The 13,152-nt window shown below is 47.3% G+C and carries 7 protein-coding genes and 1 pseudogene; all 8 read right to left on the reverse strand.

Features of this window, described 5'->3' with window-relative positions; all coding sequences use genetic code 11:
• A pseudogene (locus DW677_RS16685) lies at nt 1-7,161 on the reverse strand (hypothetical protein); the annotation flags it as partial.
• Between the two features lie 44 nt (nt 7,162-7,205).
• Nucleotides 7,206-7,364 carry a hypothetical protein gene (locus DW677_RS18440; RefSeq protein WP_015554918.1) on the reverse strand — a complete coding sequence of 53 codons (159 nt, stop codon included), beginning with the start codon at nt 7,362-7,364 and terminating at the stop codon, nt 7,206-7,208.
• A gap of 23 nt (nt 7,365-7,387) precedes the next feature.
• Nucleotides 7,388-8,176: an EAL domain-containing protein gene (locus DW677_RS16690; RefSeq protein ID WP_165859969.1), complete on the reverse strand. Its 789-nt coding sequence runs from the start codon at nt 8,174-8,176 to the stop codon at nt 7,388-7,390.
• A gap of 69 nt (nt 8,177-8,245) precedes the next feature.
• Nucleotides 8,246-8,794 (reverse strand): signal peptidase I, encoded by a 549-nt coding sequence (lepB, locus tag DW677_RS16695; RefSeq protein ID WP_117469893.1) that lies wholly within the window; start codon nt 8,792-8,794, stop codon nt 8,246-8,248.
• The gene (locus tag DW677_RS16700) at nt 8,787-9,491 is read right to left on the reverse strand and encodes a hypothetical protein (protein ID WP_015554921.1); all 705 of its coding nucleotides are present in this window, start codon (nt 9,489-9,491) and stop codon (nt 8,787-8,789) included. The genes lepB and DW677_RS16700 overlap by 8 nt, the downstream gene beginning before the upstream one ends.
• A 45-nt stretch (nt 9,492-9,536) precedes the next feature.
• Entirely contained in the window at nt 9,537-9,776 is a 240-nt protein-coding gene (locus tag DW677_RS16705; protein ID WP_117553040.1) for a PepSY domain-containing protein, read from the reverse strand.
• Nucleotides 9,777-10,400: 624 nt separating this feature from the next.
• Nucleotides 10,401-11,240 carry a tyrosine-type recombinase/integrase gene (locus DW677_RS16710; RefSeq protein WP_181968083.1) on the reverse strand — a complete coding sequence of 280 codons (840 nt, stop codon included), beginning with the start codon at nt 11,238-11,240 and terminating at the stop codon, nt 10,401-10,403.
• Between the two features lie 202 nt (nt 11,241-11,442).
• Entirely contained in the window at nt 11,443-13,098 is a 1,656-nt protein-coding gene (locus DW677_RS16715) for a glycosyl hydrolase family 65 protein (RefSeq protein WP_117567860.1), read from the reverse strand.
• Nucleotides 13,099-13,152: the final 54 nt, after the last annotated feature.

Genomic DNA, 13,152 nt, shown 5'->3' on the forward strand with positions numbered 1-13,152 from the left:
GCCTCCGCCGTTGTTACCGCCGTTTCCTCCATTGCCATTGTTGGAGCCGCCGCCATTTCCGCCGGGTCTGTTACCGTTACTGCCGGAGCTGCCGCCGTTTCCATTGTTTCCGCTGTTGGAGCCACCGCCGTTTCCGCCGTTTCCTCCATTGCCGTTGTTGGAGTTACCGCCATTTCCGCCGTTTCCTCCGGTGCCGTTGTTGGAGCCACCGCCATTTCCGCCGTTTCCTCCGGTGCCGTTATTGGAATCTCCACCATTGCCACCGTTTCCTCCGGTGCCGCTGTTGGAGTCTCCACCGTTTCCGCCGGATCCTCCATTGCCGCTGTTGGAATCTCCGCCATTTCCACCGTTGCCGCCGGTGTTGTTACCACCGTTTCCTCCGGTTTCGCCTGAGCTTCCTCCATTACCGCCGGATCCGCCGTTACCCTTGTCAGAGTCGCCGCCATTTCCGCCGTTGCCGCCACTGCTGGTGCCGCCGTTGTTATTATTTTCCCCTGTGGAGCCGCTGCCGCCGTTTCCTCCGTTTCCACCGTTGCCGTTGTTGGAGTTTCCGCCGTCTCCACCATTTCCACCCGATGTTGTTCCACCGTTATTATCGGTCTTTCCAGGCTGTGTGGTCTCGGTTCCTGTACCGCCGTTTCCACCGTTTCCGCCCGGGTTCGTGTTATCTCCTGTTGCGTTTCCGCCGTTTCCTGCATCACCGCCTTTGACAGTTCCGCCAGGATTGATGGTGATGGTCTTATCGCCTGCGCTGATTCCGGTTCCACCGTTTCCACCATTGCCAGGGATACCGGCTGCGGAATCTCCGCCTTTACCGCCGTTTCCACCGGTTACCGTTCCACTGACCGTCGGAGTGAGCCTGCCGTTACCATCGATACCGGCTCCACCATTTCCTCCATCTTTGCCTTCTGTGCCGTTTGCACCGTTACCACCGGTCACGTTTGCATTGCTTCCGATGATAATTCCGGCATCTGCTGTATCACCACTGGCTCCGATACCGGCTGCTCCAGCTGGATGTTTAGCAGAACCGTCTCCACCTTTGATCGTACCGTTTACGATTTCAAGATTCGTTCCCGGATGTTCGTTGCTGTTAACATCCTTGACAAATTCCAGTCCCGGTTTTGCCTCATTATTATCATCTGCCTTGTCACCTGTGATGGTCTTATCATTTAAGTCGATCTTGACCTCACCCCATGTGTCAGGGATCTCAACTGTGTGGTCGATGTCTTTCTTCACGATGACCTTGTAGTTGCCGTCAGCATCCACTACAACATCTACATTATTATTAGATGCTTTCTCATCCTTATCGGTTTTTCCATTTGTCGTTGTCTGGTCACCGTCATCCGCAAACTGCTTTGCGATATCTTTTGCATCCACGAGGGCTGTTTTGCCGTTTACAGAACCATATTTCTTATGACTGATCTGATATGGTGTTGCTTTCTTCAGGCCTGTGATGGTTGCTTTTCCATCCCCATCCGTAAATATGGTTGATTCATTACCTGTCGGGATTCCCTGGGCATCCAGCTCCTGATACTTATAAGTCTCATTTGCTCTTCCCTTGAAAGTCAGCGTATATGCTGTCTTTCCCGTAATGGTCGGATTATCATCCGTCACTTCCACTTCTACGCCTGTCGTCAATCCTGATGCTTCAATCATAAAGGTCAAAGCATCCACGTATGTTCCCTTAGTCTTTTTCTTTAATTCCTCTAATTTTGTTTGTTCCACAGTCACCATATTACTGATGTCTGAACCGGAATGATCATAAGCAGTCACATTTGCGAGTGTCACTGCCTCTGTGTCCGTAAGCTTTCTGACATCGTTCACATGAATGACAAAATCATCTGCTGCAATAACGCTTCCATCTGCCCCCTTGATCACGTTCATCCGGTATACCGAGATTAAGTTCACGACATCCGCAGTCTGTGCAGTCATCACAGTTGTTTCATTATAGATCTTTGTTCTGTCTGTTTTATCAACCCATACAAAGAGGCTCTCATTTTCAGCCTTTGACTTATCTGCTTCTTCCTGCATTTTGGTAAAGATTGCTGCCGGAATCGTATCTCCATCAATCACTGTAATATGCTCTGTCTTATTTAAGATATTGCCCTTTTGATCTTCAAAAACGATCTCATGCAGTTTTTCAAAGTCCACCGTAACATTCCATGCCTGATAAACTTTTGCGAATGTATGGGAATAGGTCTTCGTTATACCATCCCATGTAATTTCCCCACTCTTGATTGCCGCATCAATATCAATTGCCACATTATTAACCGTAATGCTCTTTAATCCGTAACCATCCTCTGGCTTAATATTGACCTTCAATGCTCCATTATTCTTCACAATCGTCTGGTATGTACTGTTTCCTTGATCATTCCACGCCACACCATCATTTCCAGTCACAAGTTCTCCATGTGTCACTTTTACATCTACGCTCTGTCCCTCTTCAAATGTAATATTTAATGCCTGTGGTTTGCCTACCGCCTGTGTTGTGTAAGTATAGCTTGTTCCATTTCCTATGAAAGCCTGATTGGATACATCAGTATCATCACTGCCATCCACGTTGCTCCAATATGCCTTTTTATAAGTAGTGGCTGTTCCTGTTGTATCTTCTAACTCCAGCTCTACTGTTTCATTGTCTTTCACAATGACATGCTGGAACTGGTCCGCACCTGATTCTTTTGTTACAAGCCCTGTATCTTTCACTTTTGCCGTACCACCTGTCACATGAACATGTACGATATGGGACGGTGTGAATACAGCTTGCAGTGTCACATCTGAAGTTGTCGGTGTGTACTTTAATTCATAACTCTTTTCTTTCCAGTTAAACGTTTTTGCTCCTGCAAATAAATCTGTATTGTTTGTTGTCTCCTTCAATGCTGTCAGGATAGAGAAACTTTCTCCCTTCTCCCCGGTAAGATCTGAATAATAAAGATTTGAAAAATCATTTGGCGTAAATATAAGGGTGAGTTCCTCATTGCGGTTTACATTGATGCTGCCATCCCGCTCCAGTTTGTATTCATTACCAGATGCATCTACCGCCTTGAAGCTTCCCTTTGCATTTCCTGCTACAAGACCTGTTACTTTTAAGGTTGTCATCTGCCGTTTTGCCGCAGCATTCACTGTAATGTCTCCACTGACATTTGAAATCGTAACTGTAATGCTTCCATCTGCCGGATCTACCCTGCACACATCTCTAAATGTCAAATTCTTAACAATCCCTGTATCGCTTTCCTTCATAGTAACGATAAAGTTGTCCTGATCCAGATCATAATCTGCTTTTGGACTGATTTTTACAGTATAAGTTTTTAAATAACCAACATCAGTCTGATCCTTACCACTTGTAATCTCAGCATTGCTTCCTATGGTTACGGTTGCTTTAAATGTTCCAAGATAAAACTTCTGTTTGTTTTCCGTTGCAACATATTCAATACCATCTACTGTGACTTTCTCTCCCGCAACAGCTATTACGATATAATTCCTGTCCGGATATCCTGTATTTTCTGCACTGCTCTGGCTGACTGTTACGCCGCCTGCCGGAGCTGCACCTACGGCATGTCCAAAGATTGTACCTTGTGCGCCTGAAGGCAGTTTTACGTCCACCTTCGAATCAGCTGTACGCCTCTTAACAGTTACGGTATTGCCTTGAGATCCAGTTCCTTTCAATACTACTGAATTCGCGTTGTCCACCTCAATGGTTACCTGCTGATCTGCTGCGACTTCAGCTTTTGTTACCTTATCATTATTCTTCATTCCCTGTGGAATGTTGACATGTGTGAACTGACCTTGACCTGGATTCTCATACGAATAGGTCACTGCACCTATTTGTACATCTCCATTCGTCTCTCCCATAAAATAAGGGGAGCCTACATTCTTATCTACTGTTACCCATGAAGTGCAGGTTGGAGTCGTTACTGGATAAGTCTGCCTATCGGTTGGATTGAATACCTTAAGGGATGCATTATTAGAAAGCTCTAGTTTTCCATCCATCAGGGTTACCACGCTGTCCCCATCCACGGCAATCTTCGAGGAAACTGTCGTCTTATAGAATCTGGTGGCATCGTTATAATGCTCTAACGTAACATCCTTTGCTGCCTCTACACCGTCTGCCGTGGTCGGGGTTATTTTTCCAGCTTTAATGATCTTGACCGTGTCACCGGATGCAGCATCTTTTAAAGCCTGTTCAACAGAAGCATATTTCTGGGCTGCTGTTGTCCCGCCTGTAAAGATCTGTGCCTGTTCCACACCATACTGTGCCGTAAAGGTCATGATCCCATAAGCATCCTTATACTTCAGCGCTGCCACTTCATCGTCAGAATATAACTTATTGATGTCTATATCACCATCCGGAGTACCGGAAACAGCTAATTTCCATCCTTGAAATTTTTCGTTGTTATTATTGGGTCTAACAGCAGGGATCTTCTCAATAACCTTGTTGTTGTTTATCACAGGAGGGTATACCTGCTGCGTTCCCAACACTTCATTATCATAAAACACATACTCCTTTTTGCCTGGCTCTGTGAAAGTTCCATTTCCGGATTCAAACTCGACATTTTGAATAACAATGGAGCTATTTTCTAATGTTGTCAGCGAAAAAGATAATAAAATATCATTCTTATTTTCCCAGCTCAGAGAGATGCCTGCATCTTGTGAACTTTCTGTAATAGGATTACTCACAAAAAAATTACGATCATCGTAACTAGCTGCTGCCCATTTGCATAATTCTGTGTAACTTTTTACTACCAGTGTCAGCTGATCTGGCTGATAAGGATCATTTGGTTGCTTACCCACAAAATCAAACTGATGTGTTTTTCTATTGTCAGTAGCTCTCATGTTAAGTCTGTCATAATAAGTTCCAGTATAGGTTCCCACCCCCAGGCAAACATCTGTACAGATGCTATAAGCTTTATCCACTGGTTTTATGTTCAAAAATATCGTAGAACCTTCAAAGTAAAAACGGATAGGAGATTTTTTATTATTATACTCCATGTACTCCCTTGGAGTATCTGCTGATGATTCAGTCAATGTAAACCACTGCCCATCGTAAGAACTAGCATTCCACGCCCCATTATAATAAAACCAAACATCAAAATTACCTTCACCTACAAACTGTTGATATCCCGTTGCATACATCACCTCATCATTAGAAATATACCAAGATGAAACATTTCCTCTAGTATCAGCAGGTATTTTTTGATTACCTTTATATATTTTTTTATCATAAGGATTACTTGTATCTAGATATACTATCCTCACAGCTTCGCTATAATCATCATCACTAAATTTAAAACGATACCACTTACCATCTACACGACTAGCCCCTGTCAGGGTAACCTTTTTGTCTATTACCGTTACGCCAGGAACATTCTCCCACGAATTGTCCGTTATATCAGCTTTTCCAAGGTTGGCTTCCTTCGTCCACTGTAATACCGGAGTCCCCACATAAGTATCATCTTTCGGTGCTTCCAGTATGATCCAGTCATCGTTCTGATTCATATTAACGCACCAAGGATAATTATGATTGATGGTATTGCCGGCTGATAACAATGCGATTCCCGGTGTGACCACAACACGTCTGGTGAAGGTAGTAATTCCATCCGGGATTACAAAAGTATCCTCCGCCTGGTCCGTGTTGGCTGTATTGTCATTTTCTTCTTTCTTATCTTCTACATTATCATTTTCTGTATTGTTATCTTCTGTATTTTTGTTTTCTGTTTTATCATCTGCATTTTCAGCAGAGCTGTCCATACTCCAGGTAGCGCCAAGTACTTTTTCACTCTGATCTCCATCCGTCTGATCCGGATCAGAAGTATCCGCATCGCCTGTATTGTTCTCAGAATCCGGATTCTCTTCCAGCGGATTAAGAACAAATGTCACCTTGTACTCTCCCGAAAGCATAATGTCAAAATTTCCATCATCCTTTATATTCAGTTTGTACTTATTTTCATCATAAACAAGTCCTGCCGCAAGGTCATAGTCTTCCTGCCCCTGCTCCAGGTAGAGTTCCGGAACTTCAAACTCCCCGGTTTCTTCCACGGCTACTTTCACAGTAACCCTTCTCTGAAATGTGATGACCTGATTTTCCTGCGTGTCATCCTGTCCATTTTCCTGTGTTCCTTCTGTTGTCACAGGCGTAAGGGAATAGGTCACTTCGTAGGAGCCGATCTTGTTAATATCGAAACCACCAAGTTCTACTACTTCCAGTGTATATTTTACATCATCATAAACAATTTCATCTGTCAGGTCGTAGTCTTCTTCTCCCTGTGTCAGCACCAGTTCCCGTGCTACATACACGGGTTCTTTGTCCTCAGAAGCCGCTACTACATGAACCGTTCTTGTAAAGGTGATGACCTGCTTTTCCTGCGTATCAACGGTATTGGTGTCATCCCCTTTTGTTACATCAACGGCTTCCGCACCCACGGGCTCTGACTGATAGCTCATATCTACACCCGTTCTCGGCCTGGATACACCCAGTACACCGGTGTCTCCGGTATTCTCTTCACTCTGTGCTGCATCCTCTCCGCTGACCGCATCTGCAGTATCTTCTGCATTGCTGCTGTCAGAATTCGTATCTCCCTGTCCGGCATCCGTGCTGTCTCCTGCATTGCTGCTGTCAGAGTTCGTATCTCCCTGTCCGGCATCCATGCTGTCTTCTGCATTGCTGCTGTCAGAACCCGTATCTCCCTGTCCGGCATCCGCACTGTCTCCTCCATTGCTGCTGTCGGAACTGTCGGATCCGTTATCAGAACCCGCATTATCAGAGTTATCGCCGGTCTGGGTGTTATCCCCTCCCTGATTGTCTCCACTGTTCTGGTCTTTGTTTTCATTATCCGAATTGGAAGCATCCCCCGAATCTCCCGGCTCCAACGTTCCATCATCCTTGGAAGTCAGGGAATAGGTTACCTCATAGTCTCCCACGGTATTGACATCAAATCCGCCATCATTCACTACAGCCAGTTCATACATGCTGCTGTCATAGGTAATGTCTTTCATCAGATCATAGTCTGTGGCTCCCTGCGTGATGGTAAGCTCCGGTGCATCATACAGTGCACTTTCCCCATTACTTCCTTCTAAAGCATCCACAAGATTGATGGATCCGATTACCAGCACTGCCGACAGGATTCCGGCAAGCCATCGTTTCGTCTTTCCTTTACGCTTTTTCATACGTTCTCTCCTTTTGCATCGTATTCATTAAAATCTATGTAAAATCAACAGGTACCTTTGCGTACCTGAAAATGTTCCGTCAGTTCTTTTAAGATCTGTGCCTGATTTGCCAGTTCCGAGGATGCGGCTGCATTCTGCTCGGATACGGCAGAACTGTTCAGTTCCTCCCTGAGGGGTCTTGATCCATTGTTTTCCTTTTTCATCGGTTTCTCCTTCTTATCCTTATTTATTCTTCCAGGAAGTTCCTTTTTCCGTTTTCCTCAAGGAAGGTGAGAAGCTTCCCATAGCTGAGAGGCGGTGCGATGAGATACCCCTGCAGGTAATCACATCCCCAGGATGCCAGGGTTCTCGCCTGGTCCAGTGTCTCAATTCCTTCTGCCGTGACCTGGATGTTATGACGGTGTGCAATACGGATTATCTCTTCGACCAGATCCTCTGCCATCCTGCTTCCCTCCGTTCCCCAGACCAGTTCCTTATCGAGCTTCAGGGTCTGGAACGGGATCTGGGACAGCCGAAGCAGGTTGCTCTCCCCTTTGCCGAAGTCATCTAACGCCAGCCGGATCCCCTGGCTGCTCAGCTGTTCCACCATGCATCTGAAATTCTCTGCATTCCTGACCTTGCACATCTCGGTGATCTCCATGCAGACCTCACTTCTTGATACTTCATACTTTCTGAGTATCTGCATGATGTTAGGTACGGTCTCCGGAACCTCACAGACCTCCGGGGATAAGTTGATGTTGATCCTCTTAAGTCCGTAGGCTCTCAGCTCCGGGATCCTTCTGCAGGCTTCCCGGAACACCCATCTGTCGATCTCAGCGATCCATCCTTCTTCTTCCGCTTTTGCTGCAAGCTGATCCATGTTGTAGTAATTGCCGTTTTCATCCTTCAGACGGAACAGGGCTTCCGCTCCCCAGATCCTCTTTTTCTCCACGTTGTAAAATGGCTGGAAAAAGCACTCCTTTTCCCCATGGAATGCCTTTTCGCCGATACAGCCATCCTCCTTCAACAGTTCCATGCCGTTCTCCTTATTTCTCATGTTGGTATTTTTCTTTTGTACGAAAGCTCCGGGCAGATTCCCGAATGGTCACTTTACCGATGACAGCCGGAACTGTGCGAGAACCTTCCCGGTAATCTCCCGCCTGCGGAATGCTCCAAGCTCCCTGCTGTCTTCTGACCTCGGGCGGTTATCCCCCAGACAGAAGTAGCATCCTTCCGGTACGGTATAGGGCAAGGTGATCCAGTCATCCCTGTCCTGTTCCCCGAACAGGATTTCCGTTTCCGCTGCCCGTTCCCCATTTCTGGTCAGGTGTCCCAGGTCATCCAGATCGATCACATCTCCCGGCTTTCCTGCAATGCGCTTTACAATGTCCCGTTCCAGATCCTGCCTGTGGATGACCACCACATCTCCATAATCCGGCTCCCGAAAGAGCCGTCTCTGGTACAGAAACAGATCTCCATCCCGGTAAGCGGGGCGCATGGATCTGCCGTGTACCATGCCGATGCCAAACATCCAGTAGAGCAGTACAAGTACCACGCCCAGGTGTGCACCGATGATCAGAAGCTCCATCCTGCGCTGTTTTCGTTTCTGCAGTTTCCGTTTCTTAAACTCCAGTTCAAATTCCAGCTCAGTCATGCGGTACTCCTGCACTTTCCAAAGAGTCTGTCTGCACCCCGTTTTCCGGGTCAAAGTCCAGTATCACATTGATGATCTGCCGGAAGTCCTGTAACTTCCTCCGCAGCTGCTCTGCCCGATTGTTTACCCCTTCCGCTTCCTCTTCTGCCTGCGCAAGGATTTCTGCTTTCTCTGCCTCCAGCCCCTCCTGGAACTCTTTCTTTATCTGCTCCAGCTCCGCTTCTTTCTGCGACTCCATTTTTAACAGGGCAGCTTCCCGTTCCTTCATCTGCTGTTCCCGCAGATGGTAAGCGGAAAGCTCGGTTTCCCGTTCAATGGCATTTTCCGAAATCCTGCTCAGCTTTTCTGCCAGCTCCTCATATTTCTTCTGCATGGTATTCTGCTGTTCCATCATCCGCTGGTTTTCCGATTCCAGGGAGTCCACCTTCATCAGAAGCTCTGCCATCTGCGTGGTCAGTGCTTCCTTTTCTTTCACCAGTCTCTGGTTCTTCTGGAGCAGGACACGGTGTTCTTCCTTCTTCTCTGTCTCCATCGACCGGATGAGCGTCTGCAGCAGTTCGCAGGTAGCTTCCTTGTCATAACCACGGAATGCTGTTTTCATCGAATCCAGCTGATCCATCAGGGTCTTTTCATTCACGGTCTCCACTGCTTCTTCCCCTGCCTGTACTCTGGCAGTCTTTTTGGTTTCCTCACTCATTCTGGTTTCCTTTCCGGTTTATCCTTAAGTATCTATTTTCATTCCTTACAGACAGCGTTCTGTCCTTTTGATCATGTTTCCATTCCTTGCATCCAGGATGATATCGTAAGAGGTCAGGTCGGCATACGCTTTCAGAAGGTACACCGGAATTCCTTCTTCATAGGAAAGAGCAGGAAAAACCCATAAATGGATCTTTTCTACCCGGGGTAACTCTCTGCCGGCAATCTGCATTGCCGTTTCTCTGCTGATCCTGTTCAGATGTTCCTTTCCTTCCATACGCATCATCACGTCTTTCGTTTTGTACTGAATTTCGTTACAAAATGTTTGCCCCCCCCGAAAAAATCGGGAAGGGGAACATTTTAAAGGAGAATTCTGTTACACAATTCTTTTACACACATTATTCATAACGGAGGGCTGTTACTGTGGACTACCACTGAGCGAACGATCTGCTCCATGCAAAGACAAGCTGCCGAATATTGGGGACAAAATTGTATGCGGGCAATATTTCCGGTCAATACCACATAATCTGCATTATGTGGTAGAAGCAGACAGGGATTGTCTTATGCAAAACGCCTTAAAAATACGTTTTATACAGTGAACGTATTGTGAAAATAGATCCTTTACGGATTCTGTATCAGATCTGCACAATTTTCTGCGAAAAAAGTCGAATTATATCATTGACATACAAATTTATTTTTGGTATATATGAATCGCAGAGAGAAATTATGGTACTTTTGGACAATGTTTCCAGGTAAGGAAACATACCATTATGTATAGACACAGCTTTTGGATACGATTCCTACCACATAATGCAGATTATGTGGTATTTTTGTTTTTCTGCCCCGATTTTTCTCACATCTGCTCTAATTCTTCTCTTATTCCGCTCTGATTCAGACCTGATCGGTAAGCTTATGTTACTAATCCCAGCACCTGCATCCGTCTTCCATGGTTCTTAACAGTGGTCATGGTATAGATCCTGGTCGTGTTGACATTGCTGTGTCCCAGTATATCCGCCAGGTAAAAAAGATCCTTCCATTTTTCCCAGAACACCCTGGCAAAAAGGTGGCGGAGATTATGGGGGAATACCTTATCCGGACAGATTCCGGCTGCGGCACCGATGGCTTTCATCTGCGACCAGATATTACTGCGGTCCAGTGGATTCCCGAAGCGGCTGACGAACACACTTCCCTTACAGATCCCTTTTTTTCTGCAGTATTTGAGCAGCTTCTCCCTCAGCTCTTTCACCAGATACACCTGTCTTTTCTTTCCCTTGCAGGAAACCTCTGTTTTCCCGCTTTTCACAGCGGCTACGGTGATATATTTCAATTCACTGATCCGGATCCCGGTCGCTCCGATGGTCTCCATGATGAGTGCGGTCTGCTCCCGTCCCATCCGGTAAGCCTTTTCGATCAGCTTTTTGTATTCTGCCCTGCTCATTTCCTTTTCTGTGGAACGGAACATCTGCTTCTGTACCTTTACCGTCTTCACCCGGCTCTGCGTTTCTCCCATAAAGTCCAGAAATCCATTCAGGGCTACCAGCATGCTGTTTGCACTGCTCGTTTTGTAATGCTCCTGCAGCCATGCCTTGTAGGCGATCACTTTTTCCTTGGTAATGCTCCGGTTTTCTCCCATCCACTGCAGGAAGGTACGGATATCCCGCAGATATTTGTCAATGGTGGCGATGCTTTTTTCCCGATCCGCCAGATATCCCCTGTACTGCTTCAGTGTCTCTTCGCCGATTTCTGTCATTTTCACCAGTCTCCTTCCGTCCGGTTCTACCCGGGTCTTCCTGTCCACATTATGGTATACCGGATGGTGGATTCCTATCCTTTTTCCAGCAATAACGAGTTTGCCTGCGGACTCTTTGCGCATGAGCAGTGTTCAAAGCAAAACAACCTGTACACTCCTTAGAGTGCACAGGTTGTTCCTGTCTGCGTTCTGTCATGCTGTTTTATTCCGGGGAATGGAGCGGGAAGATCCTGCTCACGGTGCCATCCAGACACACCGCTTCCCCACGGAAGCTAAGCGGTACCGGGTGGCTGCTCCTGTTATTGACGGTCAGCGCATTCTTCGTTACCTTGATATCCAGGGTGCTTTTCCGGTAACAGATGCGGAATTTCACGCTTTCCCACGTTTCGGGGAGACAGGGATCGATCCGCAGGGCATCTTCCTCGATCCGTACCCCGCAGAAGCCCTCTACCACACACTGCCAGATGCCGCCCATGCAGGCTGCATAGATTCCTGCCGGTGCATTCTCTCCATCGGAGCTCAGATCCACATCGCAGCACTGGCGGAACAGCTCATAGGCTTCCTGTGTCCTTCCCAAGGAAGCTGCCATCAGGGAATGGGTGGCAAAGCTGTAGGACGCTTCATGGAGCGTATGTTTTTCATAAAACTCATAGTTTTTCTCCCGTGCCTGCCTGCGCTGTGTCCCAGCGGCTTCTTCCGGGAGTTCCGGGAACAGCTGCAGCAGCAGGACGAGGTCTGCCTGTTTATGCACCCGGAAGCTCTCAAGCTCCAAAACGGTATGTTCCTTCCGTATTTCGGCGGCTGCGTTTTTTCCAAAGCTCTTGTAGTAGCTAAGATCCATCTCCTGCAGCTTCCCGTAACCGGCAAACTGGGGAAGGATGCCATCCTTTCCCACAGGCGGCAGATATATTCCTTCCGCCGCCCTGCGGATCTTTGGCAGCATCTCACAGATCTCCCAGCGGTTATTCAGCTCTTCCAGATATTCCGGATCCTCTTTTTCCAGTCTTTCTGCGATCTGCACCGCCAGGCGGAGGTTATTCCGTGCCATGTAGTTGGTATAGGTATTGTCCGTCAACCGCTGTTTGTACTCATCCGGTCCGATCACATCACGGATATGGCATACCCTGCCATCCTCGTCCCATTCCACACGGTCTGCCCAGAATACTGCAGTAGCCAGAATGATCTCATCGCCCCACTGCTTCATGAACTCTTCATCACCAGTAGCCTGATAATATTTCCATACGGCATGGCTGATATCTGCTGAGATATGCAGTTCCTTTTTCCCTGTATAGATGGAGGTTCTCTCCCCGGTCTGCGGATCTGCCATGCCTCTTTCCGGGGTGGTCTCCCCATACTCCGGTCTGGCAGCCTCCCAGGGATACATGGCTCCCTTATATCCGTTTCGGTATGCCTTGGTCTTCGCTCCCTGTAAGCCCCTGCCACGGTAGATGAGCAGACGCTTTGCCTCCGCAGGTTCTGTCAGGAGAAAGAAGGGGAGGATACACATGCCTTTCACGTTGCTGCGGATCCGGTTCCGGTAATAGGCCACGGCCTCCATCCCCTTATCCGTAAGAATGAGCCATTGGGATCTGGCATCGTTCGGGTTCGTCATCTTGGTGATATATCCTCTCCGGATGAGGCTGCTGGATGCATGGTGTGCCGTCTGTCTCCCGACACGCAGGTAATCACCGACCTGGGTGATGGTCCTTGGGTGGCTCCCTTTTCCTACGGCGGACAAAAACCGCATATCCGAGCTGTTTAAGTCTGCATACCGGTCATTGGCCGCAATACGGTCTTCCATCTCGATAAAGTTATAGAATAAATCTGTTAACTGCTCATTGATAATCTTTGTACGCAACTACTTCTCCTGTCTGTCTTAACGGACCTTCTCAGCATCCCACTCCATTACGGA

This window comes from Clostridium sp. AM25-23AC (assembly GCF_003435125.1).
GTDB classification, from domain to species: domain Bacteria; phylum Bacillota; class Clostridia; order Lachnospirales; family Lachnospiraceae; genus Pilosibacter; species Pilosibacter fragilis.

Excerpts from the sequence above, each read along its gene's own strand:
- DW677_RS16690 (WP_165859969.1), bottom strand. The coding sequence starts at position 8,176 with ATGGAACTGTTGAAGGAGGATGGCTGTATCGGCGAAAAGGCATTCCAT.
- DW677_RS16705 (WP_117553040.1), bottom strand. The coding sequence starts at position 9,776 with ATGATGCGTATGGAAGGAAAGGAACATCTGAACAGGATCAGCAGAGAA.
- DW677_RS16710 (WP_181968083.1), bottom strand. The coding sequence starts at position 11,240 with ATGACAGAAATCGGCGAAGAGACACTGAAGCAGTACAGGGGATATCTG.
- DW677_RS16700 (WP_015554921.1), bottom strand. The coding sequence starts at position 9,491 with ATGAGTGAGGAAACCAAAAAGACTGCCAGAGTACAGGCAGGGGAAGAA.
- DW677_RS18440 (WP_015554918.1), bottom strand. The coding sequence starts at position 7,364 with ATGAAAAAGGAAAACAATGGATCAAGACCCCTCAGGGAGGAACTGAAC.
- lepB (WP_117469893.1), bottom strand. The coding sequence starts at position 8,794 with ATGACTGAGCTGGAATTTGAACTGGAGTTTAAGAAACGGAAACTGCAG.